25 protein-coding genes, 1 tRNA gene and 1 pseudogene are annotated in these 25,643 nt (G+C 61.4%); 16 read left to right on the top strand and 11 right to left on the bottom strand.

Features of this window, described 5'->3' with window-relative positions; all coding sequences use genetic code 11:
* Nucleotides 1-18: 18 nt before the first annotated feature.
* Nucleotides 19-756: an MOSC domain-containing protein gene (locus M0H32_RS17840; protein WP_248156400.1), complete on the bottom strand. Its 738-nt coding sequence runs from the start codon at nucleotides 754-756 to the stop codon at nucleotides 19-21.
* Nucleotides 757-1,035: 279 nt separating this feature from the next.
* Here M0H32_RS17840 and M0H32_RS17835 point away from each other — a divergent pair, with 279 nt between their 5' ends.
* The 3 genes from M0H32_RS17835 (at nucleotide 1,036) to M0H32_RS17825 (ending at nucleotide 3,860) form a co-directional block, all read left to right on the top strand.
* Nucleotides 1,036-1,596 (top strand): GbsR/MarR family transcriptional regulator, encoded by a 561-nt coding sequence (locus tag M0H32_RS17835; RefSeq protein ID WP_248156399.1) that lies wholly within the window; start codon nucleotides 1,036-1,038, stop codon nucleotides 1,594-1,596.
* 97 nt (nucleotides 1,597-1,693) lie between these two features.
* Nucleotides 1,694-2,353: a DUF4166 domain-containing protein gene (locus M0H32_RS17830; protein ID WP_248156398.1), complete on the top strand. Its 660-nt coding sequence runs from the start codon at nucleotides 1,694-1,696 to the stop codon at nucleotides 2,351-2,353.
* Nucleotides 2,346-3,860 carry a TIGR01777 family oxidoreductase gene (locus M0H32_RS17825; protein ID WP_248156396.1) on the top strand — a complete coding sequence of 505 codons (1,515 nt, stop codon included), beginning with the start codon at nucleotides 2,346-2,348 and terminating at the stop codon, nucleotides 3,858-3,860. The genes M0H32_RS17830 and M0H32_RS17825 overlap by 8 nt, the downstream gene beginning before the upstream one ends.
* A gap of 37 nt (nucleotides 3,861-3,897) precedes the next feature.
* Here M0H32_RS17825 and M0H32_RS17820 read toward each other — a convergent pair whose 3' ends face one another.
* Nucleotides 3,898-4,779 carry a LysR family transcriptional regulator gene (locus M0H32_RS17820; protein WP_248156395.1) on the bottom strand — a complete coding sequence of 294 codons (882 nt, stop codon included), beginning with the start codon at nucleotides 4,777-4,779 and terminating at the stop codon, nucleotides 3,898-3,900.
* A gap of 182 nt (nucleotides 4,780-4,961) precedes the next feature.
* On the opposite strand from M0H32_RS17820, the gene M0H32_RS17815 reads away from it, so the two are divergent.
* From M0H32_RS17815 to M0H32_RS17780, 8 genes and pseudogenes are all read left to right on the top strand, one after another.
* Nucleotides 4,962-5,747 carry an HAD-IIA family hydrolase gene (locus M0H32_RS17815; protein ID WP_248156394.1) on the top strand — a complete coding sequence of 262 codons (786 nt, stop codon included), beginning with the start codon at nucleotides 4,962-4,964 and terminating at the stop codon, nucleotides 5,745-5,747.
* Complete coding sequence (locus tag M0H32_RS17810) at nucleotides 5,741-6,670, top strand: ABC transporter permease (RefSeq protein ID WP_248156393.1); 930 nt, start codon at nucleotides 5,741-5,743, stop codon at nucleotides 6,668-6,670. The genes M0H32_RS17815 and M0H32_RS17810 overlap by 7 nt, the downstream gene beginning before the upstream one ends.
* A 2-nt stretch (nucleotides 6,671-6,672) precedes the next feature.
* On the top strand, nucleotides 6,673-7,566 hold the full coding sequence (locus tag M0H32_RS17805) for an ABC transporter permease (protein ID WP_248156392.1): 894 nt from the start codon (nucleotides 6,673-6,675) through the stop codon (nucleotides 7,564-7,566).
* 65 nt (nucleotides 7,567-7,631) lie between these two features.
* Entirely contained in the window at nucleotides 7,632-7,832 is a 201-nt protein-coding gene (locus M0H32_RS17800; RefSeq protein WP_248156391.1) for a hypothetical protein, read from the top strand.
* Between the two features lie 12 nt (nucleotides 7,833-7,844).
* Nucleotides 7,845-9,179: pseudogene (locus M0H32_RS17795) on the top strand (ABC transporter substrate-binding protein); the annotation flags it as partial.
* 65 nt (nucleotides 9,180-9,244) lie between these two features.
* On the top strand, nucleotides 9,245-10,117 hold the full coding sequence (locus M0H32_RS17790) for a metallophosphoesterase family protein (RefSeq protein WP_248156388.1): 873 nt from the start codon (nucleotides 9,245-9,247) through the stop codon (nucleotides 10,115-10,117).
* A complete protein-coding gene (locus tag M0H32_RS17785; RefSeq protein ID WP_248156387.1) occupies nucleotides 10,114-11,775 on the top strand; it encodes an ABC transporter ATP-binding protein in 1,662 nt (553 codons plus the stop codon). Before M0H32_RS17790 ends, M0H32_RS17785 begins: the two co-directional genes overlap by 4 nt.
* A gap of 95 nt (nucleotides 11,776-11,870) precedes the next feature.
* Nucleotides 11,871-12,269, top strand: a complete 399-nt coding sequence (locus M0H32_RS17780; protein WP_248156386.1) for a GFA family protein — start codon at nucleotides 11,871-11,873, stop codon at nucleotides 12,267-12,269.
* 21 nt (nucleotides 12,270-12,290) lie between these two features.
* Here the strand turns inward: M0H32_RS17780 and M0H32_RS17775 are convergent, their stop codons facing one another.
* From M0H32_RS17775 to M0H32_RS17750, 6 genes are all read right to left on the bottom strand, one after another.
* Nucleotides 12,291-12,671 carry a hypothetical protein gene (locus M0H32_RS17775; RefSeq protein WP_248156385.1) on the bottom strand — a complete coding sequence of 127 codons (381 nt, stop codon included), beginning with the start codon at nucleotides 12,669-12,671 and terminating at the stop codon, nucleotides 12,291-12,293.
* A 114-nt stretch (nucleotides 12,672-12,785) separates the two neighbouring features.
* Nucleotides 12,786-13,649 (bottom strand): LysR substrate-binding domain-containing protein, encoded by an 864-nt coding sequence (locus M0H32_RS17770; protein WP_248156384.1) that lies wholly within the window; start codon nucleotides 13,647-13,649, stop codon nucleotides 12,786-12,788.
* A 263-nt stretch (nucleotides 13,650-13,912) separates the two neighbouring features.
* Nucleotides 13,913-14,656, bottom strand: a complete 744-nt coding sequence (locus M0H32_RS17765) for a pyrimidine 5'-nucleotidase (RefSeq protein ID WP_248156382.1) — start codon at nucleotides 14,654-14,656, stop codon at nucleotides 13,913-13,915.
* The gene (gene argB / locus M0H32_RS17760; protein WP_248156594.1) at nucleotides 14,653-15,540 is read right to left on the bottom strand and encodes an acetylglutamate kinase; all 888 of its coding nucleotides are present in this window, start codon (nucleotides 15,538-15,540) and stop codon (nucleotides 14,653-14,655) included. Before argB ends, M0H32_RS17765 begins: the two co-directional genes overlap by 4 nt.
* Nucleotides 15,541-15,636: 96 nt before the next feature.
* A complete protein-coding gene (gene yihA, locus M0H32_RS17755; protein ID WP_248156380.1) occupies nucleotides 15,637-16,284 on the bottom strand; it encodes a ribosome biogenesis GTP-binding protein YihA/YsxC in 648 nt (215 codons plus the stop codon).
* A 9-nt stretch (nucleotides 16,285-16,293) separates the two neighbouring features.
* Nucleotides 16,294-16,971 (bottom strand): CatB-related O-acetyltransferase, encoded by a 678-nt coding sequence (locus M0H32_RS17750; protein WP_248156377.1) that lies wholly within the window; start codon nucleotides 16,969-16,971, stop codon nucleotides 16,294-16,296.
* Between the two features lie 320 nt (nucleotides 16,972-17,291).
* Here M0H32_RS17750 and M0H32_RS17745 point away from each other — a divergent pair, with 320 nt between their 5' ends.
* Nucleotides 17,292-18,227 carry a hypothetical protein gene (locus M0H32_RS17745; protein WP_248156375.1) on the top strand — a complete coding sequence of 312 codons (936 nt, stop codon included), beginning with the start codon at nucleotides 17,292-17,294 and terminating at the stop codon, nucleotides 18,225-18,227.
* A gap of 57 nt (nucleotides 18,228-18,284) precedes the next feature.
* On the opposite strand, the gene yidC is transcribed toward M0H32_RS17745, so the two are convergent.
* The 3 genes from yidC to rpmH are packed head-to-tail and all read right to left on the bottom strand — an operon-like array spanning nucleotide 18,285 to nucleotide 20,707.
* A complete protein-coding gene (gene yidC, locus M0H32_RS17740) occupies nucleotides 18,285-20,105 on the bottom strand; it encodes a membrane protein insertase YidC (protein WP_248156373.1) in 1,821 nt (606 codons plus the stop codon).
* A gap of 6 nt (nucleotides 20,106-20,111) precedes the next feature.
* Entirely contained in the window at nucleotides 20,112-20,513 is a 402-nt protein-coding gene (gene rnpA / locus M0H32_RS17735) for a ribonuclease P protein component (RefSeq protein WP_248156371.1), read from the bottom strand.
* 59 nt (nucleotides 20,514-20,572) lie between these two features.
* Entirely contained in the window at nucleotides 20,573-20,707 is a 135-nt protein-coding gene (gene rpmH, locus M0H32_RS17730; protein WP_006934271.1) for a 50S ribosomal protein L34, read from the bottom strand.
* 602 nt (nucleotides 20,708-21,309) lie between these two features.
* Here rpmH and M0H32_RS17725 point away from each other — a divergent pair.
* From M0H32_RS17725 to M0H32_RS17710, 4 genes are all read left to right on the top strand, one after another.
* Complete coding sequence (locus M0H32_RS17725) at nucleotides 21,310-22,116, top strand: TVP38/TMEM64 family protein (protein WP_248156369.1); 807 nt, start codon at nucleotides 21,310-21,312, stop codon at nucleotides 22,114-22,116.
* 28 nt (nucleotides 22,117-22,144) lie between these two features.
* Complete coding sequence (locus M0H32_RS17720; RefSeq protein ID WP_248156367.1) at nucleotides 22,145-23,575, top strand: dihydrolipoyl dehydrogenase family protein; 1,431 nt, start codon at nucleotides 22,145-22,147, stop codon at nucleotides 23,573-23,575.
* 59 nt (nucleotides 23,576-23,634) lie between these two features.
* On the top strand, nucleotides 23,635-25,107 hold the full coding sequence (locus M0H32_RS17715; RefSeq protein ID WP_248156365.1) for a sensor histidine kinase: 1,473 nt from the start codon (nucleotides 23,635-23,637) through the stop codon (nucleotides 25,105-25,107).
* A 328-nt stretch (nucleotides 25,108-25,435) separates the two neighbouring features.
* Nucleotides 25,436-25,512 (top strand) — tRNA-Arg (locus M0H32_RS17710).
* Nucleotides 25,513-25,643: the final 131 nt, after the last annotated feature.

The following is a 25,643-nucleotide window of genomic DNA, read 5'->3' as shown; positions in this document are numbered from 1 at the left end:
ACGCTCCCAGAGAGGCCTCTATTTGAACGGCATGTCCGCGTGCCGCATGGGCAACTGAGCCGCGCCTTCGGAGGACACAGCGACGGCGTCTCCAAGGGAAATGGAGCCGGGCCTGAGGACCTTGGCGTAGACCCCGAAATGGACATCGAACTGCTGGGCAATCTTTCGCAGGATCTGCGGAGCGAAGGTCAGGTCGTCTTGCGCCATTGTCACCATCCCGCAGCGCTCGGTTTTGTGGGTCACAAGCAGTCGCGTGCTGCCTAGGGTCAGTGTCCGCCCCATCAGCCCGTCGGCTGTGATGTATTTCGGAGAGTCGAGGACGATGTTGGCGCGAAACCTGCGCGGATCGATCCGGACCTCCGGCAAGTCGTCCTGAAGTGCCTGCAATTCAGTCGAGAGCAGCACGTGGACCGCGGCATCGTCGTGATGCGGGACGTCTTGTTCCTGCTGGATCGTGACGGGTTCACCCAGGAAACCGGACAGCTCGTCATTGAGTGTGGCTCTGGAAATTTCGGTCCATCGGCCATCCGGAAAACCGATCCGGAGCGCTTCACCATCAGTCATGGCGCGCAGGGAAAACAATCCGTCGATCCGCTTGAACCTTCGCGTCGTCTTGCCGCTACCGAGTTTTCCCTGTGCGTCGACGATCGCAAACAAGCGATCGCCGACAACACCTCTTGTGTCCACGTTCAGGTGTTTTTGCGGTTCTCCCAGCAGGGATTTGATCGGGTATTGCCAGAGCGCCTGAACTCTCACAATCGTGTCCTTCATCGAATGGTGAAACGGCGTACGGAAAATTGGATTGGGTCGTGAAACAGCATTTCAAGCAGATAAGGACGCGCGCGCAACAAGGTGTCAAGCCGGGCAGGGCGGCTTCGAGCCCTGGAGGCACCAGCGTGAGCGTCGTTGTTCCCTGCTGACAACGTATTGGCACAATGGAATTTTCGCACTCCAGCTGGAGGCGAGGCAATGAACTGTTCGCCTGGGCAACTGTTCTCTCTTGACTCTCATTCCTTTCCGTCTGATATTTCTGTCATGACAGAAATTACGAACAAAGCCGATCCTTCCGCGAAAGAGCAGTTCATCCTCTATTGGGGAGACATGGGCGGGCAGTGGGGCGTCAACCGCTCCGTGGCGCAGATCCATGCGCTGCTCTATCTCAGCCCGGATCCGCTCAACGCGGAGCAGATTTCCGAGGAACTGGGTATTGCCCGCTCGAACGTCTCCAATTCGCTGAAAGAGCTTGTCGGCTGGCGGCTGATCCAGCGGGTGCCGGTGGCCGGTGACCGGCGGGAGCATTTTGTCGCCGAAACCGATGTCTGGGAAATGGCTCTGCTGATTGCCAAGGGCCGCAAGGAGCGGGAGATAGACCCGGCCATCCGTGCCATCGATCTGTGCGTCGGCCGGGCGGAGACCGAGACGAGCCTGCATCCGGTCACCATGGCACGGATGAAGGAGATGCAGGATTTTCTGTCGACGGCGGATCGCTGGTGGAACCAGATGTTCAGCGTTCCCAAAGCCAAGCTCGCCACCTTGATCAAGATGGGCGACAAGGTTCTGGCCCTGCTCAAGATCGGCGGCAAGAAGGCGGGTTGAGGTCAACTGCAATCGGCGGGCCGGCAAGGTCCGCATTTTTTTAAAGGCTAATTTCTCTTAATACAGAAATTGCCGATTTAACAGGAAAGGGTGCGGGATGCTGAAAGACTGCATTGCCCCGCAGCAGGCGGGGATGAAAGACCGCCGGTTTCGCAATCTGCTGGGAGAGGCGGCCTGGGCGTCCTTGCCTGCTTCTGTCCGGCGCCGTTTCGGCAAGCGTCTCAAGGGCGGCGCAAGCGTCGTCTACCAGGGCCGGGTGACTGCCATGCACATGAACCTGGCCGGCTGCCTGCTTGCCCAGCTGGCCCGGCTGATCGGCGCGCCATTGCCCTATGACAGGACCTGTCTTCACCAGCCTGCGGTTGTCTCCGTCACCGAGGACATTGCCGGCGACGGCCAGTTCTGGCTGCGCCAATATGGCCGCGCGGCCGGCTTTCCGCAGGTCATCCACAGTTCCAAGCGTTTCAACGGGCCGACCGGCATAGAGGAGTATATCGGCTCGGGCGTCGGCATTGCCCTGAAAGTGAGTGCGCGGCCCGATGGTCTCAGCTTTGAGAGCGATCATTACTTTCTGCAAGTGGCCAGTTGGCGGTTGCGGCTACCGGCCTGGCTCAGCCCCGGAGCGCTGACCATTGTCCACCGCGATCTCGGCAAGGCGGGCTTTCTGTTTTCCCTTTCCCTCAAGAGCCGCTTCTTTGGTGAACTGGTTCACCAGGACGCGGTCTTTCACGACAGCGAGGACCAATCCGATGGATAATCCCCTTCTCTGGACCCTGATCTGCCTCCAGATCGTCATGGGTGCCTTCGACACGCTGGTGCATCATGAAGGCAGCGAGCGCCTGGCCTGGCGTCCGTCCCAGAAAACCGAGCTGCGCCTGCACGGTGTGCGCAACTTCTTCTACGCGCTGATTTTCCTGTGCTTCGGCTGGCTGGAGACCCATGGCATTTTCGCGGTCATTCTGGCCGCGATCCTGGCGGCCGAGGTGCTGATCACCCTCTGGGATTTTGTCGAAGAGGACCTGACCCGCAAGTTGCCCTGGACCGAGCGCATCAATCACACGCTGCTGGCACTGAACTACGGCGCGATCCTGGCCCTGTTCGTGCCGGTGCTCTGGACCTGGTCGTTCCTGCCGGCCGCGCTGGTTCCCGTTCACTATGGCTGGTGGAGCGTCCTGGCGACGGTCTCCGCGCTCGGTGTCGGTCTCTTCAGCGCCCGTGATCTGTTGGCGGCCGAGCGCAGCGACCGGCTTTCTAAGGGCGATCCGGCCGCACTGGTGGCAGGCCTGGCGCCACGCCGGCATATCCTGGTCACCGGCGGAACCGGTTTCATCGGCCAGCGGCTGGTGGAAGCGCTTGTCGGCGCGAGGCACTTCGTGACGGTCCTGACCCGCGATCAACGCAAGAGCGACATGCTGAGCCACCCGGTCCGCGTGATCACCAGCCTGGACCGGATCGACGACGCGGAGCGCATCGACGCGATCGTGAACCTGGCGGGTGATCCCGTTGCAAGCGGTCTCTGGACGGCGAAGAAACGCGCGCGCATTATCGAGAGCCGGGTCGCAACAACACAGGCCCTGCATGCCCTGATCAAGCGTCTTGAACGCAAACCCGCCTGTCTGATCAACGGCTCGGCCATCGGCTGGTACGGACTGCGCGGCGATGAGGAACTGTCGGAAGCCGCTGCTCCTGGGCCCGCCTTTGTCCATGACGTCTGCGCGCGCTGGGAACAGGCCGCCGAGAAAATCGCGGGCGAGGGCGTGCGCGTGGTTTGCCTGCGCATCGGTCTGGTCTTCGGCGTTGAGGGCGGCATGCTGGCGCGCCTGCTGACCCCGTTCGAGTTCGGCGGCGGCTGCCAGCTGGGCAACGGCCGGCAATGGATGTCCTGGATCGAGCGGGATGATCTTGTTCGTGTGATCGCGCGCGCAATCGCCGATGACAGCCTGCAAGGCGCTGTCAATGCGTCCGCGCCGGAACCTGTCCGCAATGCCGATTTCACCCGCGCCCTGGCTGAGGCCCTTCACCGGCCTGCTGTCCTGAAGGCTCCAAGCTGGGTTCTCTCTGCGCTTCTTGGCGACATGGGCCGGGAAACCATGCTCAGCGGCCAGCGTGTTGTGCCGGCGAAACTCCTGAAGGCCGGCTTCGAGTTTCACCATCCGGAGATCGCCCCGATGCTGTGCATGATCACAGGAGCGCGGCCCAGACTTGGAACTCCGGCCTCTGAAAGCAATTGCCCTGCACCAGGAGCTGAGTTGAAACAAGTCTGACCCGATTAGGCGCGGTGCATGGCGCTGCGCCGCCCGGTCAGTTGAGCGTGTCCTTTCGAAACCCCTGCACGGTCGTGAAGAAGGCCTCCACAAGCAGGCTGTTCTCCGCTGCGAGCGTGAAGGCGACTTCCTCGATGGCCTTTTGCATGTCGGTCACTGCAACGCGTTCGACAACATCTGTTCTGCCCGTTCCGTTCCGCCACATGAAACCGATGCCCATGCCGTTGGCAACGGCCTCGTAAACGGCGTCCCGCGTGTCCAGGGTCAACAGGGGCGTAGGCGTCAGGCCCGCGGCCTGGAAAGCCCGGTCGACAACCCTTTGCGTCGAGGATCCCTTGGTCCGGAAAATCAGCGGTTCCTTTAGCAGGCGCTGACAAGTGACAGCGCTGGTGCCGCTCAAGGGGTGCTCGGGATGGATGATGGCAACGACGCTTTGCTGCATCAGAAGTTCCCTCCTGAAGCGCCCGTCCCTGGGCACGTCCGGCAAAACGCCGACATCGACCTCGCGTGTGATCACCGCGCTGATGATGTTTTCGAACGACCCGGTTTCGACGGCGATCTCGACACTGGGATAGCGCTTGTGAAAAGCGGCGATCAGGGCCATGCCCGGCATGGAATTGCCGAGCCCGACAGTCAGTTTGCCATTCACCAGCGTGTTGTGGCGGCTGAGCAGCCGCTCGGCGTTGCGTTCTGCTTCCGCCATGCGCTCGGCAATGTCGCAAAGTTCCACGCAGAGCGGCGTCGGCTGCAAGAGGCCGTTTTTCCGGTCGAACAGACGCACGGCATATTCCGTTTCCAGATCGCGCACCTGCCGTGAGACCGCTGGCTGGCTGATATTGAGCAACCGGGCGGCGGCCGCGTAGGACCCGGCTTCGGCGACCGCGTTCAAGGCGCGGATCTTGGACAAGGTGACAGACAATCAACCGACCCCGGGCAAGAACGCAGAAGGATCTGACGTCTCGTTTGAGTTGCTCAAACCATAAGTCAGATCTGTAACGCGGGCGTCACAGCAAAACGAAACTTTGGTGTCGAACAGCAGCCCGGCCGGATTTCGGACGCGCTGCAACACCGCCTGCCGTGCCCCGATCAATGTGGATGCCGATGCCAAAGCAGATTGTTCTTTCAGGCCTCGATGCCAAGCCGGTCCAGCGATACAGGGCCGTCCTGTGTGACCTGGATGGCTGCCTGATCGCCGGTGGCGTTACCCTCCCGGGAGCGGTCGACTTCGTCCATGCGGTCGCGGAGCGGCTCTGGATCGTCTCCAACAATTCTTCCGACACGGCCAAGACCCTGGCCGCCCAATTACATGCTCTTGGTCTGCCGGTTCCTGAAAGCCATATCCTGCTTGCGGGAGAACAGGCTGTCGACCATCTGGCCGGAACCAATCCCGGCGCGCATCTGCGCTGCCTTGCCAATGAGCCGATCGTGACCAGGGCGAAAGAGAGCGGCCTTCGGCTTGGCACTGGCCGGGCTGACTATGTCCTGCTTGGCCGCATGGCCGCCTTCGACCTGGAGCACTTGCAACAAGCTGTCGCCGATCTCCATGGCGGAGCCCGCCTGCTGGTGGCCAATGCGGACAGAACCCATCCGGGGCCGTCGGGCGTGCCAGTGCCTGAAACCGGTGCTTGGCTGGCAGCGGTCAAGGCCTGCCTGCCGGAGCTCGACCATGAGTGTTTTGGCAAGCCGTCTCCCCGTCTCTTGAGGCAAGCTCTTGAGCGCGCGGGCGTGGCGACAACGGAGGCTGTCTTTGTCGGCGACAATCCGGAAACCGATGGCGCGGCCGCCGCAGCCCTGGAACTGGACTTCATCGAAATCAGGCGCATTCCCGCGATGAACGGCTCGGGAGCGCTGAACGGGGAAGGCGCTGGGGAGGCTTTGACATGTTGACCTACACCTTGCGCACACTCGCCAGGATGGCGGTCACCCTGTTTGTCATCGTCAGCCTGGTGTTTTTCGCAACACGCCTGTCGGGCAATCCGGTCGACTTCGTGCTCGGTCAGGGCATCACGGACGAAGACCGGAGGCTGCTGATCGCCTATTACGGCCTGGACGGCTCCGTCTGGTCCCAATACTGGCACTATCTGGCATCCATTGCCTCGGGTGAATTCGGGCTGTCCTTTCTGGAGCGCAGGCCGGTTGCCGATATTGTCGCCGAGCGCATCTGGCCATCGCTCAAATTGCTCCTGAGCACGCTTGCCCTGACCATTTCGGTCTCCGTGCCGATGGGAATTGCCGCGGCGATCTACCGGACGCGCGTCTCCGGCAGCGTGATCATGGTGCTCGCTTTCCTCGGCTACGCAGTGCCCAATTTTGTGCTCGCGATCCTGCTGATCCTGGTTCTCGCCTATTGGCTCAACTGGCTGCCGGTGGTCGGCGACGGGTCGGTGCTGCATTTCATCATGCCGACCCTGGTGATGTCGGGCACGCTCATCGCCGCCCTGACGCGCTTCACGCGCAACGCCATGCTGGATGTGCTCGGCCAGGACTACATGCGCACGGCCCGTGCCAAGGGCCTGCCTGAACGGCTTGTCATCCTGAAACACGGCCTGCGCAATGCCTCGATCACGCTGCTGTCGGTCATCGGGCTTCAGATCGCCGGTCTGGCGGCGGCCGGATCGGTTGTTGTGGAATCGATCTTTGCATGGCCCGGCATCGGCGAACTGCTCGTGCGCTCTGCGATCACCCGGGATTACCCGGTCCTGCAATTCGGGGTCCTGGCAGTTGCTATCGCAGTCATCGTCATCAACGCGCTGGTCGATCTTGCCTATGCCTATGCCGACCCGCGCATAAGACTTGCGAAGGGAACCTGACCATGTCCGAAGCTGCTGTCGGCGCGCCTGCAACGCGGTTCTGGTTTCCGGGCGCAAGCGTCTGGCGCCAGGGCAACTGGATCCTGCGCGCCGCGCTCATCGTCGGCCTGGGGCTGGTGCTGATCACGCTCGCCGCGCCGCTGATCGCGCCTTTCGATCCGACCGACCAGAGCCTGATTTCGCGCCTGCGCCCACCTCTCGGCTTCGAGCGCTACAAGGACGGTTACCTGCTTGGAACGGATGAACTTGGCCGCGATATCCTGACCCGGTGCATCTATGGTCTGCGTCTGACCTTTGCCCTGGCGCTTGCCGGCGCCGTGATCGGGCTCCTGATCGGTGGCACGCTCGGTCTCGTCTCCGGGATTGCCGGCGGGCGAACCGACGATGCCATCATGGGGCTGGTGGACGCGCAGATCGCCATCCCGATGACCCTGGTCGCGCTCCTGATCCTGTCCGTCTTCGGCTCTACCATCGAGGTGATCGTCTTTGTGCTCGGCCTTTACGGGTGGGAACAATTCGCCCGGATCCTGCGGGCCGAGGTGAAAAAACTCAAGCAGATGCCGTTTGTCGAGGCGGCACGGGCCGCGGGCGCAGCGCCGCTCAGGATCGCGCTCCGCCACATCCTGCCCAATGTCGTCTCGCCGATGGTCGTTCAGTTCACCCTGAATTTCTCCAACATCGTGATCTGGGAATCGACCCTGTCCTTCCTGGGGCTCGGCGTGCAACCGCCGACGGCAACCCTCGGCTCCATGGTGGGAACCGGCCGCGACTATCTGCCGACCGCGCCCTGGATCGTGCTGGCGCCGGCCATGACCATCCTGCTCCTGACTTTCGCTGTCCAGATCCTTGGGGACTGGCTGCGCGACCGCGCCGATGTCCGGCTGCGTTCGAGATAACCGTTTTAACAACCAGAAGCCCGAACGGCCTGATGAGAACTCTTGCTGCCTTGGAGGTAATAGCCATGACGAAACTACTTGCGACTACCGCGCTTGCATCGCTGCTGGCCACGGGCGCCTTTGCCGCCGAAATCACGGTCGGTGCGGCCAACGTGTCCGACTATCTCGATCCGGGCCGGGATCATTCCAATGTCGGCTCCCAGTTCTACTACAACGCCTTCGACACGCTGATCGGCAAGAACCACGACAAGCTGGAACAGGAATAGGTTCCTGCGCTCGCCACGGAATGGAAACTGGTCGAACCGACCCTGATGGAACTGAAACTGCGGGAGGGCGTTACCTTCCACAACGGCGAAGCCATGACGGCCGACGATGTTGTCTTCTCGCTGAACCGCATGTACCAGCCGACCTTCACGCCTTACGTCGTCCGTGCCCGGGACCGCCTCGGCAACTTCGCCGAAGCCGTCAAGGTGGACGACCACACCGTGCAAATCCGGGTCAAGCGCGCGGAGCCTCTCTGGGAAACGCTCTTAAACCTGCAGCAGGTCATGATCATCCCGGAAGACTATACCAAGGGTCTGACGGGCGATCCCAAGGTTGCCGAAGACAGCGACTATGAGGCCTTCTCGCTTGTGCCGGTCGGCACCGGCCCCTACAAGGTCGCCGAGTTCCAGCCGGGCCAGAAGGTCGTCTACGAGCGTTTTGACGGTTTCTGGGGCGACAAGGCTCCGCTCGACAAGGCAACCGTCGTGCGCATGCCGGAAACCGCGTCGCGCATCACGGCCCTGAAAACCGGTGAAGCCGACATCATCACCAACATTGCGCCGGATCAGCTGGATCTGATCAATTCCGATCCGAACCTGAAGACCGAAGGTTCCGCGACCGCGCTGTTCCACGTCATGATCATGAACGTGAACCACCCGAACCTGAAGGATCCCAAAATCCGTCAGGCCATGTCCCTGTCGATTGACCGCGATCTCCTGAACGAGGCGCTGTGGCTCGGCAAGGCGGTTGTGCCATCGTCCCACACCATGGAAGAGATGGGCCAGCTGCACCGGCCGGATCTGGTTACCTTCGAATATGATCTCGACAAGGCCAAGAAGCTCCTGGCCGAAAGCTCCTATAACGGCGAGGAAATCGTCTTTGACGCCTTCCCGCACTATTACACCAACGGTGTCCTGGCAGCCCAGGCGATCATGGAAATGTGGGCGGAAGCCGGCATCAACGGCAAGCTGAACGTTACCGACAAGTGGACCGGCGGCGATCCGGAAATGATGGCACGCAGCTGGTCGAACCCGATGTATTTCGCCGATCCGTTCGGGGCCTTCGGCGTGATGTGGGCTCCGAATGGCCCCTCTGAAAGTGAAGGCCGTTTCAACACCGATGAAGAATACGCCGAAATATGGGAGCGCTTCCGCTTCAACGGCGACGTCGAGCTTCGCAATGCCGCTTATGCGGAGCTGATGGAGCGCATCAAGCAGGACCCGCCGGTTCTGCCGCTGTACCGCCCGTTCGAAAGTTGGGGCATGAAGTCTTCCGTCAACTGGGCTCCGAAAAAGGGCCACATCCCGTATGTGCTCGACTTCCGCGCCGGGTCGATTTCCTTCAACTAAACCGGAAGAGCGCCGCCGGAAATCCGGCGGCGCTTGTTTTTCAGATTGTCGATAAAGGAACTGCCGTGACCGTTCGTATTGCTGTTGTTGCCGATATTCACCACGGCAAGCCGTCTGCCACCAAGCGTGGCGACACCGCCCTGTCGCTGCTGAAAGAGTTTGCCGACTTCTCCAACACCGCCCAGCCCGATTTTGTTCTCGACCTGGGCGACAGGATTTCCGACGAGAGCCGGGAGACCGACCTGGTCCTGGAGCGCGAGGTCGCCGAGGCGTTTCAGCCGTTGGAAGCGCCCATCCATCACATCAATGGCAATCACGACCGCGATCATCTTGAAGTCTCAGACAACGAGGAGATCCTCGGCCAATCCTTGCAAAACGACACGTTCGACATCGGTGGCTGGCGTATTGTCCTTTGGCGGGCCGACAGCAAGATCCTGCGGTCCGACGGCCACAGCGGTTTCGTGTTGCGCGAAGCCGATCTCCTGTGGCTGTCGCGCGTCGTCCAGAACGCCGACCGGCCCTTGCTGGTTGTCAGCCATGTGCCGGTGTCCGGCCATGCCCAGACAGGAAACTACTATTTCCAGAACAATTCCTCCGCCTCGACCTATCCGATGGCCGAACGCGCCCGGGCGGCCCTTGCTCAGGCAAATCATCCCGTGGTGTGCCTCGCCGGTCATGTGCACTGGAACACCGTCACCACGGTCGACAGTATCACCCACCTGACCCAGCAATCCCTGACCGAGAGTTTCACCACGCAGGGTGAACCGGCCGGAGCCTTCGGCCTGCTGGAACTTGGCGAGACGGTCACTTGGGGCGTTGAAGGCCGTGACCCGATGACGTTTTCCTTCAAACCCGCGCTCTCGAGGTGGACACCGCCCATGCCTGAATTCTCCCGCCATCCCGAGTTCGCCGCGCGCCGGAAAGGTCAACTGACATGACCGAAACCGTCCTGAAGGTGACAGATCTCAAGGTGGCCTTCGGACAGTTCGAGGCCGTGAAGGGTCTGTCTTTGGAACTCCGTGAACGCGAAACGCTGGCGCTTGTCGGGGAATCCGGATCCGGCAAATCCGCCACCGCGCTTTCCATCCTGAGGCTGATCGAGCGGGAAGGCGGACGCATCGCCGGCGGCAACATCCGGCTGGCCCAGAACGGAAATTTCCTCGACCTGGCGGCCCTGCCGGAGGATCGCCTGGCCGGATTGCGCGGCAATCAGGTGTCGATGGTGTTTCAGGAACCGATGACCTCGCTCAATCCGGTCCTGACGATCGGAGATCAGGTATCCGAGGTGTTTGTCCGCCACCGGGGCATGACCCGCAAGGACGCCCATCGGGCCGCCGGCCAGGCCCTCGATGAGGTCCGCATTCCGGAACCCGGGCGGCGTCTCGGCCAGTATCCCCATGAACTCTCCGGTGGTCTCCGCCAGCGGGTGATGATTGCCATGGCACTGGCCTGCCGGCCGAAACTGCTGATCGCCGACGAACCGACCACCGCGCTCGATGTCACCACCCAGGCCGAGATCCTGAAACTGATCAAGACGTTGCAAGCAGAGATCGGCATGGCTGTTCTGTTCATCACCCACGACATGGGCGTCGTGGCCGAGATCGCGGACCGGGTGGCTGTTCTCAAAAGCGGCACGAAGGTCGAGGAAGCAGATGTGTTCGACCTCTTTCAACGGCCTGAGGCCCCCTATTCCAGGCGGCTGATGGCGGCAACACCCAAATTGGGTGAAGGGTCCAGGGTGGGCGCCGCCGGGTCAGAAACAGTTCTGTCGGTGGAAGGGCTCTCGACCCGGTTTCAATCACGCAAACGTTTGTTTGCCAGCAGGGAGGCCGGTGTCCTTGCGGTCGACAACGTGTCGATCCGTGTTCGGAAGGGCGAGACGCTCGGGCTTGTTGGCGAAAGCGGGTGCGGCAAGTCCACCTTGGCGCGCTCGATCCTGCGGCTGATCGAGCCGGAATGCGGACGGGTGGAAATCGGCGGAAACGTACTGTCGGGCCTGCCCGCGAAGGATCTTCGGTCGAGCCGGAAACATGCCCAGATGGTGTTCCAGGATCCATTTGCCAGCCTCAACCCGCGTTTGCCGGTTCGGGACCTGGTGACGGAACCGGCGCGCATTCACGGGGTAGTCAAGGCTGGCGATTTGCGCGACTTCGCGGCGTCGCTTGTCACCCGGGTCGGCCTGGAGGAAGACGCAATCGACCGGTTTCCGCATCAGTTTTCCGGCGGCCAGCGGCAGCGGCTCTGCATTGCCCGGGCCTTGTCCGTCTCGCCGAAACTGATCATTGCGGACGAAGCCGTTTCGGCGCTCGATGTGTCCATCGCCCGACAGATCACCGACCTGATGCTGGACCTGCAGCTGCGTGATGGCTTGTCCTTCCTGTTCATTTCCCACGACATTGCCGTAGTGGAGCGCATCAGCCATCGCATCGCTGTCATGTACAAGGGGCGGATCGTCGAGACGGGTCCCTGCGAAGAGGTGCTGCGGCAGCCGAAGCATGCCTATACGCAGCGGCTGCTGGACGCGGTGCCAAGCCCGGATCCCGAGCGCCGGCGGCTTGCAATGCCGGCCGCCGGCTTGGAGAAAATTGCAGTCTGACAAGACGGCACAATCACAGTCTGCCGACTTGCATGGCAATTTTTGTTCATGTTATGTTCTTTTCTGAAAGTCGATCGAACCAGGAAAGAGCAGACATGATCAAGGGCAGTTGCTGTTGTGGAAGCGTGCAATTCGAACTCACGGCCGAACCCTCGATGATGGGCACCTGCCATTGTTCGAGATGCCGAAAACTGGGCACCGGCACCTTCGTGTTCGTGCGCAAGGAACATCTCACCTGGATCAAGGGCAAGGACCAGGTCGCGCTTTATCAGCCGCAGGCTCCTTACAAATACGGGCGTTGTTTTTGCAAGACCTGCGGCTCGTCGCTCGGCGAGATCCTGTCGGAAGAAGATAGTTTCCCGATTGCGGCCAATGCGCTCGACACAGACATTGGCACGCGCAACAAGTTTCACGAATTCGTCGCCGAAAAGCCGTCCTGGTACGAAATCTGCGACAGCGCGAAGCAGTTTGCGGGGCACCCGGAGACTGGCTAGGGGTGCCAGGTCATAACCGGCTCAAGGGTTGAGCACGATCACCTTGGTCTGGCCGCCATTGCAGGTCCAGCAGCAGCTGGAACAGCGGTTTCGGTTCTTGTAGCCGACGCCCCAATAGGAATTGCTGCGGTTTTTCACCCAGGCGCCGTAGCAGATCCTCTCACCGTTGCGGCAGGAAATATTGATGGTTTTGACCGAATAGTCGTCGAGCACATAGACCTTGTTGTTGCCAGGCCAGACATGGCCACGGCGTGTGTCCGAATAAAGCTCGACATTGACGACGTTGGGATGTTTGCTCTCGAACCGGAAGAGCAGGGATCCGGCTTCGGCGGATCCGGTGGCAGCACCCAGATAAACAAAAGAAAACGCCAGAAAAACGGCGCAGATAAGCCCCTTACGCATATGACTCCCCCTGAAGAATGCAGCTGGCGGACAAGTGCCGGCGGCGGCCGGCTATTTCAGCCATATTGCAAGTATGGCGCCAAGTGAAGTTGCAAGGCAAGGGGGTGCTTTGCTTCAGGCGGCCGTCTGCAGCCAGTCTCGAAAGGCCGCGACAGGCCGTGTCAGCGTGCGCACCGGCGAGCGCACGAACCAGTAGCCGGTGTCCAGTTCGACGACCTTCCAGTCCGGCATGATCAGATGACCGGCTTCCAGTTCCTGGGAAACGAAGCGGCGGTCGATCACGATCGCGCCCATGCCGGCAATGGCCGCCTGGATCGCAAGGTCCCGGCTTTGCAGCACCGTGCCGGACTTGGTGTCCGGGTGCTCCATCCCGGCTTCCTCGAGCCAGCGGATCCAGTCGCCGCGCCGGGACGCGCTGTGCAACAGACGCAGGCCGGCGAGGGTACCCGGTGCGTTCGGGTCCTTGTCCTTGAGCAGCGCGGGGGCCATCGCCACCGCGAGATGCTCTTTCCAGAGAAGCTGGCTTTCCACGCTTGGCCAGTTGCCGGTGCCAAGGCGGATGGCGCAGTCGTAATTCTCCCGGTCGAGATCGACCATGCGGGTGGAGGCGGACAGGAGCAGTTCGACATCCGGCTGGCTTGCCTGAAAGTCCGGCAGACGCGGGATCAGCCAGCGGGTGGCGAAGGTCGAGACGGTGCTAATCCTGAGTTCCGTCCGTCCGCGCCGCTTGAAACTGTCGACGGCTTCCTCGATCCGGTCGAAGGCATCGCCGAGGCTTAGCGCCAGCCGCTGGCCTTCCTCGGTCAGGGTCAGGCCACGGCCGTCCCGGTTGACCAGGGTCGCGCCGAGCTCGTTTTCCAGCTTGCGCATCAGGTGCGACAGCGCTGACGGCGAGACGCCGAGTTTCTCGGCCGCAAGCGCGGCCCGGCCATGGCGGGCAAGTAGGGAAAAGGCGTGAAGCGCGCGCAAGGACGCCATGGTTCAGTGGTCCGGTTGTTGAGTTTTTCTCAAACTAGCGAAGTTTGTGCGCGGGGCCAACCGGTCTTGATTGATGGGCCTGTGCCGCTGATAAGTTGCTTTTGTTCAGGGAGTTTGTGGCCTCTCCTTCGAGACAGCGCTTCGCGCTTCCTCAGGATGACGCAGAAGGGTTGGCTGGCTTTGGGCCTTCGTCAGTATCAACAGCGTCATCCTGAGGAGGACCGAAGGTCCGTCTCGAAGAATCGGCCAAGTTCACAATCCGGTTACCCGATCGCCCCAAGCACGGCCTTCAAAAAACCCGTGAGATCCTCCGTGACGAAATCCACATGCGGATAGGGCTCGCCCTCCAGATCCCAGCTGTCTTCGAAGACATGCCGGGAGCCGGCCGGAATGATCAAGGTGGTGCACATGCCGAGGGCATGGGGCACGTGAAGGTTCTTGGCCAGGTCCTCGAACATTGCGGCGCGGGCCGGGCTGATGCCGGTCTGGCCGAGAAACTTGTCATAGGTTTCCCGGTTCGGCTTGGGCACGAGATCCGCAGAGACGATGTCGAAAATATCCTCGAAATGATCCGAGATGCCGAGCGCGGCGGCGGTGCGTTCCGCGTGCGGGCGGTCGCCGTTGGTGAAGATGAATTTCTTGCCCGGCAGCGCCGCGATCGCCGCGCCAAGCTCCGGATTGGGATCGAGCACCGAATAGTCGATGTCGTGGACGAATTGCAGATAATCGTCCGGATCGATGTTGTGCGTCGTCATCAGGCCGCGCAGGGTGGTGCCGTATTCGTGATACAGCTCCTTTTGATGCGCCATGGCCTCGTCGTGGCCAAGATCCAGCAGCTTCTGCACATAGCGTGCGATCTGGGCGTTGATCTGCGTGAACAGATCGGCTTCGTGCGGGTAAAGGGTGTTGTCGAGATCGAATACCCAGGCCTCGACGCCCTTGAACAGGCGCAAATCGTTGCGATGCGCTTGAGGCCCCTCGTTGGGCAATGACTGTTTTCCGGTCACGGGCGTATCAACGTCCCTGCGCCACCATCGGTGAACAGCTCAAGCAGCACGGCATGGGAGACCTTGCCGTTGAGAATGACGACCCCCTCGACGCCGCGGTCGAGCGCCTCGATGCAGGTTTCCACCTTGGGGATCATGCCGCCGGAAATGGTGCCGTCAGCGATCAGCTCACGCGCCTTGGCGACGGTGAGCTGCTTGAACAGCTTGCCGTCCTTGTCGAGCACGCCCGGAACGTCGGTCAGGAACAGGAGCCGGGTGGCGTTGAGCGCGCCGGCAATTGCGCCGGCCGCCGTGTCCGCGTTGATGTTGTAGGTCTCGCCGTCTTCGCCGGGTGCGACCGGGGCGATCACCGGGATAATGTCTTCCTTCAGCACCAGGCTGAGCACGGTCGGATTGACGCTGGCGGGTTCACCGACAAAGCCCAGGTCAACGACGCTCTCAATGTTACTGTCCGGGTCGACGACGGTGCGCTTCAGCTTACGCGCGGTCACGAGGTTGCCGTCCTTGCCGCACAGGCCCACGGCGCGGCCGCCCTCGGCATTGATCAGCTGCACGATTTCCTTGTTGATCGAGCCGGCGAGGACCATCTCGACCACTTCGACGGTCGCCTTGTCGGTGACACGAAGCCCACCCTTGAACTCGCTGACGATGTTGAGCCGTTCCAGCATCTTGCCGATCTGCGGGCCGCCGCCATGCACCACCACCGGATTGACGCCGGACTGGCGCAGCAGCGTGATGTCGCGGGCAAAAGCCTGGCCCAGCTCCGGATCGCCCATGGCGTGACCGCCATATTTGACGACAACCGTCTTGTTGTCATAGCGCTGCATGTAGGGCAGGGCGTGAGCGATGATTTCGGCGCGGCTGGACGTTTCGTGCGTGGTCATGGACAGATAAAAACTCAAGCTGACTGCATTGGGACGGGCGAAGGACACTTGCTATAGCCGGTTTGCCGGACCTTCACAATCGGCAGACCGGTCCGGTCACTGGTTGGCCAGAAGGCAGAGCTCCGCCCTGAGCTCGTCCACGCCGCGGTTCTTCTCCGACGACGTTGCCAGGACGATCGGGTGTGCCGCGACCCGCTTGGCCAGAAGGGCCTGCGTGTCTGCAATCAGGCGGGTGAGCGCCGGCGGCTTGATCTTGTCGGCCTTGGTCAGCACGACCTGGTAGACGACGGCCGCCTTGTCGAGCAGCTCCATGGCATCAAGATCGTTCTTCTTGATGCCGTGGCGGCTGTCGATCAGCAGGATCACCCGGCGCAGGTTGGGCCGGCCGCGCAGGTAGGAAAACACCAGCTTGGTCCACGCTTCGACCAGTTCCTTCGGCGCCTGGGCATAGCCGTAGCCGGGCATGTCGACGATGGTCAGCGGCGTCTCCGGGGCGACGAAGAAGTTCAGCATCTGCGTGCGCCCGGGTGTGGACGAGGTTCGCGCCAGGCCCTTGCGTCCGGTCAGTGCGTTGATCAGGCTGGACTTGCCGACATTGGACCGGCCCGCAAAGGCGATCTCGGTGTCGGCGGCATCCGGCAGGTTGGCCATGTCGGTGACGCTGGTCAGAAAATCCCACTGCCGGGCGAACAACAGCCGTCCGGCTTCGAGATCTTGCGGTGTGTATGTGTCTTCTTCGCTCATGAGCGCCTTCTACCTCGCCTTGCCCGCGACGTCGAGCGGGATGTCTTCCGCGGCCGCCGCTTCCAGTGCCTCAAGATCCGCGCCGCGTATGGCATTCAGATGGCGGCTGATCTTTTCAATCGGCCAGTCCCACCAGGCGATTTCAAGCAGCTGCTCGATAGTGGCTTCGTCGAAGCGCAGTTTCACGACCCTGCCGGGATTTCCGACCACAACCGCATAGGGCGGCACGTCGGAGGCCACAACGGCATGAGCGCCGATGATGGCGCCGGAGCAGATGGTGACGCCGGGCATGACCGTGGCATTGGTGCCGAACCAGACATCGTGCTCCACAAGCGTGTCGCCCTTCAGGTGGTCGAAGATCGTTGCCGGGTCGAAGCCCTGTTCCCAGCCTTCTTGAAAGATGTTGAACGGGTAGGTGGAGAACCCGGTCATGGCGTGGTTGGCTCCGCTCATGATGAAGGTCGTGCCTTCGGCCAGCGCGCAGAACCTGCCGATGCACAAGCGGTCGCCGACAAAGTCGAAGTGGTAGCGCACATTCCGGTTCTCGAAATCCGCGGCGTGGTTTTCATCGTTGTAATAGGTGTAGTCGCCAATCTCGATGGTCGGGCGGGTGACGACGTTTTTCAGGAAAACCGTGTGCGGTTCGCCGTTGAACGGATGAATGGCGTCGGGTGAGGGGCCGTGCATGGGACCTCCGGTAAAGCAAGAAACAAGGGAAAAGGAAAACGCTTTTGTCAGCGGTTGACCTGCCGGTGAGCGGCTTCGCCTTGCGGATCAGGTCTTGCTTCAGTGGATCATGGGTCCGGCAACTCCTTCAGATTGGTGGCACTCACCAAGGTGCCAACGGAGCGCGAATGAAGCATGGTCGGTTAGGCCGCGTCAAGTCGCACCAAAAGAACCGGCTCGGACTTTCGCTGTGCCCGCCGTCACAGGTCTGAAAGCGTGCGTGTCCCTACGTTATGTCCACCGGACAGGACTTCTGTCGACAGCAAGGTGGAGAGACGGCGATGCTTCAATGGCGTGAATTCAAGAGGGAAATAGACGCACTGGTGACGATCTATCGCCAGGACAATGCCTGGGTCGGACAATGGAAGGGCTGTTCCTGGGATCACGATTACCACATGTACCATTATATCCGCGCGGCTTATCTCCTTTACGAGGCAACGGCCCGGAACGAGCTGAGATATGTTCTGCTCGGGGGAACGGGCATACGCAAGTCCCGTGAGTATATTCGGCAATTCGGCGTGACCGCGGCCAACGGCATACAGGACCCCGAGACCGTGGAAGGGGTTCGCCGCGCCGACCGGTTCCGCGCAGAACAAGCCGGGCAGCCGCGGGCGCAGGCCGCCGCAAATCCGGACGATCGGGTCATCCCCGCGCAAGGTTTCGGCAGCATTCTCAGTGAACAGCGCTGGACACCGATCCTCAACGACGCGCTGATTATCGGTGCCGCAACCGCCCGGCATGAATTCATGCTCGCTTTCGAACCCTATGAACTCGGCATCTTGAGGGAATGCCAGTTGTCCATTCAGGACCAGTTGCGCAAACGGACTCCGAACCCGACACAGGATGAGGCATACTGGCCGATGGTCTGGAACAGGTTCTTCAAGTTCAACAAGAACATGTTCTGGGACGCCAGGTGGAACATTCCGCGCGTTTTGACCCGTGAATTGATCGGCCTGGCGCGGTTCGGCTACCAGGTCAGATTGACACCCCTGGGCGTTGGCTTCAGACCGCCTGCCAACGAGGCGCCGGATCCGACTTTTGCCACCTATGTCCGGGGCCTGCGAAACATGCGCTTTCACGAGCCGGGAGCGCGCGCGCGGATCATGGAGGAATTGTCGGTATTCCTCCTCGGCGATTCCCATGCCCTGTGTTTTCGCGCAGACGAGCACCTGCTGGCCGGGCGGCCCAATGTGGGGCATCCCACGCAATTCATCTGACAAACAAAAGGCCCCGCAGTTGGCGGGGCCTTCGTCGTTTCAGTCTGTCGGCCGGCGCTAGCTCTTGTCTTCAGGCGCTGGTTTCTTGCGCTTGAACAGCGCTCCCAGGTTGTCCCAGAGTTCCACCTTGGCGCCCTGGCGGCGCATGATGACGTACTGCTGGGTCACCGAGAGCGTGTTGTTCCACGCCCAGTAGATCACCAGACCGGCCGGGAAAGAGGCCAGCATGAAGGTGAATACCACCGGCATCCAGGTGAAGATCATCTGCTGCGTCGGATCGGGCGGGGCCGGGTTCATCTTCATTTGAATGAACATGGTGATGCCCATGATCAGCGGCCAGACACCGAGCATCAAGAGCTGCGGCGGATCCCAGGGGATCAGGCCAAACAGATTGAACAGTGTTGTCGGATCCGGAGCCGAGAGATCCTGGATCCAGCCGAAGAACGGCGCGTGGCGCATTTCGATGGTGACGAACAGCACCTTGTAGAGCGCGAAGAACACCGGGATCTGGACCAGGATCGGCAGACAGCCGGCCAGCGGGTTGATCTTCTCTTTCTTGTAAAGCTCCATCAGAGCCTGTTGCTGTTTCTGCTTGTCGTCGCCGTATTTCTCGCGGATTTCCGTCATCTGCGGCTGCACGAGCTTCATTTTGCTCATGGAGACATAGGACTTGTTCGCAAGCGGGAAAAAGATCAGCTTGACGATCACGGTCACCACCAGGATGGCGACGCCGAAGTTGCCAATCAGATGGAAGAAATAGTCGATGGCAAAGAACATCGGCTTGGTCAGGAAGTAGAACCAGCCCCAGTCGATCAGCAGTTCGAAACGCTTGATGCCGAGCGATTCCTCATAGCCGTCCAGAAGCTTGGTTTCCTTGGCGCCGGCAAACAGATACGAGCTTGTCTCTCCTGTGGCGCCGGCGGCCACGTTGACCGCGTTGCCGAGATAGTCGGCTTGGTAATTGCCGGACTTGGCGGAATAGCTGAAGCTCGGCTGGAATTCCTGGCCCGGTTCCGGGATCAGGGTCGCCGCCCAGTACTTGTCGGTGATGCCGAGCCAGCCCTGGTCGACCTTGGCCGGCCGGATCGCGCCTTCTTCTTCCAGATCGGAATAGTCGACTTCCTTCAGGCCCTCTTCCCCGAAGACGCCAAGCAGGCCTTCATGAAGAATGTAGATGCTGCTGGTCTCCGGAGTGCCGTTGCGAGCAATCAGACCGTAAGGATACAGGGTGACCGCTTCAGCGCCGGTGTTTTCCACCGACTGCACGACCGTGAACATGTAGTTTTCGTCGACCGAGAAGGCGCGCTTGAACGTCAGGCCCGCGCCGTTGTCCCAGGTCAGGGTCAGCGGGGTTTCCGGCGTCAGATTTGCGTCACCTTCGAACGACCAGACGGTGTCCGGTGCGGGCAGGGCAATATTGGCACCCGGATCGGCCACCCAGCCGTAATCGGTGTAGTAGGGATTCGGGCTTCCGGAGGGCGAGAACAGCACGATGGTCGGGCTGCTCTTGTCGACGGTCTCGTGGTAGTCCTTCAGGCGCAGATCATCAAGACGGCCACCGGTCAGATTGACCGAGCCCTCGAGGCTGGGCGTGTCGATGGTGACACGTTTGGACGCTGCGAGCGCCTGTTGGCGGTTTGCAAACGCGGCCTGCTGGCCGGCGGCCGGCGCCGCGGCATTATCGCCCTGGGCTGTCGATGGTAGCGGCGCGTTCGGGTTGGCGCTTTTTCCGGCGGCCTTTTGGGCGGCTTCCTGCTCGGCGAGAAGTTCGGCCTGCTGGCGTTCCAGCTGGGGGCCGGCAACAAAATACTGCCAGCCAAGCAGAACAATCAGGGACAGAACGATTGCAAGAATCGTATTGCGGTTTTCAGAAATCAACTGGAGTTACCCCTGTTTCCTGCGCGGTGTCGTTTCAGCCTGCCGGGCCGGCCGGCGCGGTTTTCCCCGCCCGCGCGGCGTGCTTGGGTCCAGCACCTGGTGTAGGCCAGACTTAAGGTCTGCAACAAGTTTTTGAAAGGGCAGAGTGAGTGCGCTGTCGCGCGCGACCAGGACAAAATCCGCCTTTTGCGGAATGTCTGCGGGCGCAAGTTCGGACACGGCGGCGCGAAGCCGCCGTTTGATACGGCTGCGCATGACCGAATTGCCGGTCTTTTTGGTGACGGTATAGCCAACCCGCGGCGCGTCGTCGCTGTCTCGCATCAGCCCTTGAACGACAAAAGCGCGCCGGCCCAGTCGGCCGCCTTTGGCGACCGCCAGGAATTCGGAACGCTTTTTAAGTGTGTCCATCAGAGCGAACTGTGGTTGGCAGACGCCGCCAACCCGGCGCACTGCGGGCTGGTCGCCAATCAGGCGCTGAGGCTCTTGCGACCCTTCGCACGACGGCGAGCAAGCACCTGACGGCCATTTTTGGTGGCCATACGTGCGCGGAAGCCGTGGCGACGCTTGCGGACAAGACGGCTCGGTTGATACGTACGCTTCATTGTTCTTCCCCGCGCGGCTTAGAGCGCGGCCCTTGTTACTTATAAATTCTTTGGAGGAAGCACTCGAAGCGCTCCAAGAGCGCGGCTCCACAAGCCTTGGGTCCGAATGCAAGTCCCGATCGGCGCGCTTATAAGCGCCATGCCGCCCCAAGTCAACTTTGCGAGCTCAAGATTCTGCGATTTCCTTTCGATCACGCACAGGTGAACCGGAAAAGGCCGGGCGTCACTTATCAGTGAAGCACGGTTCTTTTTACAGGGTTTAAGGTACATCTGGCTATTAGAACAGAATGCAGGCTTTGACCTGTCCGATCTAGGCCGTGTGGACGAATTGATTTGGAGCGTGGTTTGAGAAGAGAGTGTCCAGTTCCAGGAGCGAAAACGCAGAAAGGGTCATTCCCTTTCAAGTTTTTGCGACGCCGAAATGGACACTCTCTTCTTAAATCCTGGAAGGACGCGGCACATTTGGGCCATGAGGGCGTCGGAAAGCTTGCCCGTATTATCGATACGGACTTCGCTTCCCTCCTGCTCACGACCCAAATGCGACACGCGCCACGCCCGAAAGCAATTCGTCCACATGGCCTAATAGCCGATGGAAACGCCGTATGCTGGGTGAAAAGGCCAAGACAATGACGCCGCCGGAAGACAGTGACGCGGCTGCCGACGACACGCGGCGCGCCGGATATGGCGCATTGCGGAAATGGCTGCCGCTCGTCATTCTCGCGGCGCTGATGATTCTGGCCTTTTCCCTTGGGCTGCACAAGCAGCTGACCCTGTCGAACCTGATCATGCAGCGTCAGGATCTGCTGGCCTTTGTCGACCAGAACCTGGTGCTGGCGGTCGTTGTCTATCTCCTGATCTATACGACCTCCGTGGCCCTGTCCTTTCCCGGCGCCTCCCTGCTCACGATTGCCGGTGGCTTTCTGTTCGGCTGGGTACTGGGCGGTGTCGCCACGGTGTTCGGTGCAACGCTCGGGGCTTGCGCGGTGTTTCTGGTGGCCCGGTCGTCTGTCGGCGAAATCCTGACCGAGCGCGCCGGTCCGTTTCTGTCGCGGCTTGCGGAAGGCTTTCGCAAGGACGCCTTCCATTATCTCCTGTTCCTGCGCCTGACCCCGGTGTTCCCATTCTGGCTGGTCAACATCGCCCCGGCGATCTTCAAGATGCCGCTGCCGTCCTACACGCTCGCAACCTTCGTCGGCATCATCCCGGGCACCTTCGCCTTCACCTTCATCGGCTCCGGGCTGGACAGCGTGATCGCCGCCCAGGAAGCGGCCAGTCCCGGCTGCGCCGCCGCCGGCAGCTGCCAGGTCGATGTCGGCGCGCTGGTGACCCCGCAATTGCTGGTCGCGTTTTTTGCGCTCGGCATTGCGAGTCTGATTCCCGTCGTGCTGAAAAAGCTGCGGACCCGCTAAACCTTTCACATCCCGCTCGGAGCCCTTCATGGCCAAACTGCTGACCCCGGATATTTGTGTGATCGGTGCCGGTTCCGCCGGCCTGTCCGTCGCCGCCGCCGCGGCCGCCTTTGGCGTTGACGTGGTGCTGATCGAAAAGGGTATGATGGGCGGCGATTGCCTTAACTATGGCTGCGTGCCCTCGAAGGCGCTGCTGGCCGCCGCGAAATCTGCGGCCGCCACACGCCATGCCGCCGATTTCGGCGTGAAGGTTTCACAGCCCTCGGTCGACTTTGCAAACACCAACGACCATGTCCGCCGGGTGATCGCCGCCATCGAACCGCACGATTCGCAGGAGCGGTTCGAAGGCCTGGGGGTCACGGTGCTGCGCACGGCGGCGGCTTTTGCCGGACCGGACACGCTGGTTGCGGGCGATATTGAAATCAAGGCGCGGCGGTTTGTCATCGCGACCGGGTCTTCCGCTCTGGTGCCGCCGATCCCCGGACTGGACCAGGTGCCGTATCTCACCAACGAATCCCTGTTCGACCTGCGCGATTTGCCCGAGCATCTGGCGATCATCGGCGGCGGACCGATCGGCCTGGAAATGGCCCAGGCCCATCGCCGCCTGGGATCGAAAGTGACCGTGTTCGAAGCCCAGAAGGCGCTTGGCAAGGACGATCCGGATCTCGCCGCCGTCGTTCTCGACCGGCTCAGGGCAGAAGGTGTCGAGATCCTGGAAGAGACCGGCGTCGAGGCAATAGCGCGTTCCGAAGCCGGCGTCATCGTCACGGCAAGGACAAAGGAAGGTGCCGAGATCAGGACCGAAGCCAGCCAGCTGCTGGTCGCGACCGGCCGCGCGCCCAATGTCGACGGTCTCGGACTGGAGGCGGCCGGAATTGCCTTTACCCGCAAGGGCATTGACGTCGACAAGGGCCTTCGGACCTCGAATCGGAAGATCTATGCCATAGGCGATGTCGCCGGCGGTCTGCAATTCACCCATGTCGCAGGCTATCAGGCGGGGCTGGTGATCCGCTCCATTCTGTTCCGGATGCCGGTCACAATGAGCAACGAGATCGTGCCCTGGGTGACCTATACCTCGCCCGAACTCGGTCATATCGGTCTGAGCGAAACAGAGGCGCGGGCCCGTCACGGCGACGGGATCAAGGTGCTGACGGCGGATTATGCCGGCAACGACCGGGCTCAGGCGGAGGGCAAGACCCTTGGCCGCCTCAAGCTGATTGCCGGCCCGCGCGGCAGGCTGCTCGGGGCCGACATTGCCGGGGATCAGGCCGGCGAAATCCTCAATCTTCTTTCGCTGGCACTTTCCAAAAACATGACCATGAAAGACCTTGCCGGATTTATCGCTCCCTATCCGACGCTGGGAGAACTGGTGCGGCGTGCGGCAATTTCTTACTATGCGGAAGCGCCTAAAAATGTTTGGGTGCGCCGTGTGATCGCAATCTTGCGCAAGTTTGGATAATCGATTGCCGGAAAGGTCTGGCTGGACGCGCCCGGCCCGGGATTTTGGGAAGTGAAGACATGAAACACGAGGGCGCGCCGCAAGGTCCGGCAGTCCCGCAGGAGGCCGCAAACGCCTCGGCAGAACCTGGCGACAGCTTTGGCCAATACAGGTTTGGCGGATTGTCCGGCAAGCTGCTTCTGATGACCGTCCTCTTTGTCATGCTGGCCGAAGTCTTCATCTACGTGCCGTCGATCGCCAATTTCCGCAACACCTGGCTGATGGACCGGCTGACCACCGCCGGCGTGGCGGCGTCCGTCCTGGCCGAAACCAACACCATTGCGCCCCGGCTTCAGGAAGAGTTGCTTCGGACCACCGGTGCGCTAGCGATCGCGCTCGATCAGGGCACCCAGCGCAGCCTCATTGCCATGAGTGACGTGCCGGACGAGGTCGACATGGTCATCGACATGGCCAGCGTCACGCCGTGGTCATCCATTGCCAGCAGCTTCGGGATCCTGACCTATCGCGGCGAGGGGGTGATGCGCGTCATCGGTGCCGGCCAGATGGGCCACACCGAACGGGTCGACGTGGTGCTGCCGATCGCGCTCCTGCAGAAGGACATGCTGGCCTTTTCCGGGCGCATCCTGGCGCTGTCCCTGGTGATCTCCGTGATCACGGCCAGCCTGGTCTATATCACCCTGCGCGCCCTGTTCATCCGGCCCCTGCGCAAGCTGACCCGTTCCATGGAGCGCTTTGCCGAAAGTCCCGAGGATTCCTCACGCATCATGCTGGTCTCCGGCCGCCGGGATGAACTGGGCGACGCGGAGATCCGCCTGGCCACCATGGAGGAGGCTTTGTCGCGCGCCCTGCAGCAGAAACAGCGCCTGGCCGATCTCGGGCTCGCGGTTTCCAAGATCAATCACGACCTGCGCAATCTGCTCGCCTCCGCCCAGCTCTTCCTGGAGCGGCTGGAACATGTGCCGGACCCGACGGTCAGCCGCCTGGCGCCGAAGATCCTGGCAACGCTCGACCGGGCCGTCGGATATACCCAGGCGGTGATGTCCTATGGCAAGGCCCAGGAGCGCGCGCCGCAGCGCCGCCTTCTGGCCCTGCGCCGGGTCGGTGACGATGTCGCCGATGTGCTCGGGCTGGCGGACCACGACACGGTCCGGTTCGACAACAAGGTGCCCGAGGATCTGGAAATCGACGCCGATCCGGAGCAGATCTTCCGGGTTCTGCTCAATCTGGTGCGCAACGCTCTGCAGGCGCTGGAGACGGAAAAGGACGAGACCCTGGTGCGCCGGATCACGCTGGAGGCCTCGCGCGACGGCACATGTGTCCATGTGCAGGTCACGGACACCGGCCCGGGCATTCCGGAGAATATCAAGAAGGCGCTGTTCAAGGCCTTTCACAGCGGTTCCAAACACGGCGGCATCGGTCTTGGCCTGGCGATCGTCGCCGAGTTGCTGAAGGCCCATGGCGGCGCCATCCGGCTGGACGACAGCAAACCGGGCACCTGCTTCTGCCTGGAAGTGCCGGACAGGTCCGTTTGACCCAAAGCATTTCGAGGATTGTTTGAAACAAACTTTGCCGACTTTTGCGTTTGAGGCAGGCCCGAGAGGCCGATAAAGTCGGCTCATACTTTCCTCGAAAACCTATAGAAACGGGGAACGCCGCCTGGGTTGTTCACCGCTAAGTCTCGAGGAATTTGGCGGGTTTCGGGAGAGTGTGACAGTTCTTTGAAAAAAAGTTCAAAAAGTCCCTTGCATTCCCCCGTAAGCCGCAGTAGGTAAGCGCCCTGTCCGGGGCACACACCACCCCGGCGCCGCAAGACAGTCATCCCGAAGGGCGTCGGCCCGATGACCAGATCTTCGCCTGAATGCACCGGTAGCTCAGCTGGATAGAGCACCAGACTACGAATCTGGGGGTCGGGGGTTCGAATCCTCCCCGGTGCGCCATTTCCCTAAGTGTCCGATCCGGAGACATAGGTAACAGTTTGTACCGGAGACATGGGTTACAACCTCGTGCCGAACGGGTTGTCGATTGTCTGTAGGGTTCTCTGCTCCAGGTCGATATATCCCAGATCATA

Origin of the sequence: Roseibium sediminicola (assembly GCF_023156505.1) — a bacterium.
GTDB lineage: Bacteria > Pseudomonadota > Alphaproteobacteria > Rhizobiales > Stappiaceae > Roseibium > Roseibium sediminicola.
The sequence above is the reverse complement of the archived record's forward strand: the minus strand, read 5'-3'. Positions and strand labels throughout refer to the sequence as shown.

Bases quoted from the DNA above. Each gene is read 5' to 3' on its own strand.
- M0H32_RS17780 (WP_248156386.1), top strand. From the start codon at position 11,871: ATGATCAAGGGCAGTTGCTGTTGTGGAAGCGTGCAATTCGAACTCACG.
- M0H32_RS17785 (WP_248156387.1), top strand. From the start codon at position 10,114: ATGACCGAAACCGTCCTGAAGGTGACAGATCTCAAGGTGGCCTTCGGA.
- M0H32_RS17830 (WP_248156398.1), top strand. From the start codon at position 1,694: ATGCTGAAAGACTGCATTGCCCCGCAGCAGGCGGGGATGAAAGACCGC.
- M0H32_RS17805 (WP_248156392.1), top strand. From the start codon at position 6,673: ATGTCCGAAGCTGCTGTCGGCGCGCCTGCAACGCGGTTCTGGTTTCCG.
- M0H32_RS17715 (WP_248156365.1), top strand. From the start codon at position 23,635: ATGAAACACGAGGGCGCGCCGCAAGGTCCGGCAGTCCCGCAGGAGGCC.
- M0H32_RS17810 (WP_248156393.1), top strand. From the start codon at position 5,741: ATGTTGACCTACACCTTGCGCACACTCGCCAGGATGGCGGTCACCCTG.
- rnpA (WP_248156371.1), bottom strand. From the start codon at position 20,513: ATGGACACACTTAAAAAGCGTTCCGAATTCCTGGCGGTCGCCAAAGGC.
- M0H32_RS17750 (WP_248156377.1), bottom strand. From the start codon at position 16,971: ATGCACGGCCCCTCACCCGACGCCATTCATCCGTTCAACGGCGAACCG.
- M0H32_RS17720 (WP_248156367.1), top strand. From the start codon at position 22,145: ATGGCCAAACTGCTGACCCCGGATATTTGTGTGATCGGTGCCGGTTCC.
- argB (WP_248156594.1), bottom strand. From the start codon at position 15,540: ATGACCACGCACGAAACGTCCAGCCGCGCCGAAATCATCGCTCACGCC.
- yihA (WP_248156380.1), bottom strand. From the start codon at position 16,284: ATGAGCGAAGAAGACACATACACACCGCAAGATCTCGAAGCCGGACGG.
- M0H32_RS17725 (WP_248156369.1), top strand. From the start codon at position 21,310: ATGCTGGGTGAAAAGGCCAAGACAATGACGCCGCCGGAAGACAGTGAC.
- M0H32_RS17825 (WP_248156396.1), top strand. From the start codon at position 2,346: ATGGATAATCCCCTTCTCTGGACCCTGATCTGCCTCCAGATCGTCATG.
- M0H32_RS17800 (WP_248156391.1), top strand. From the start codon at position 7,632: ATGACGAAACTACTTGCGACTACCGCGCTTGCATCGCTGCTGGCCACG.
- M0H32_RS17745 (WP_248156375.1), top strand. From the start codon at position 17,292: ATGCTTCAATGGCGTGAATTCAAGAGGGAAATAGACGCACTGGTGACG.
- rpmH (WP_006934271.1), bottom strand. From the start codon at position 20,707: ATGAAGCGTACGTATCAACCGAGCCGTCTTGTCCGCAAGCGTCGCCAC.
- M0H32_RS17815 (WP_248156394.1), top strand. From the start codon at position 4,962: ATGCCAAAGCAGATTGTTCTTTCAGGCCTCGATGCCAAGCCGGTCCAG.
- M0H32_RS17835 (WP_248156399.1), top strand. From the start codon at position 1,036: ATGACAGAAATTACGAACAAAGCCGATCCTTCCGCGAAAGAGCAGTTC.
- M0H32_RS17775 (WP_248156385.1), bottom strand. From the start codon at position 12,671: ATGCGTAAGGGGCTTATCTGCGCCGTTTTTCTGGCGTTTTCTTTTGTT.
- M0H32_RS17770 (WP_248156384.1), bottom strand. From the start codon at position 13,649: ATGGCGTCCTTGCGCGCGCTTCACGCCTTTTCCCTACTTGCCCGCCAT.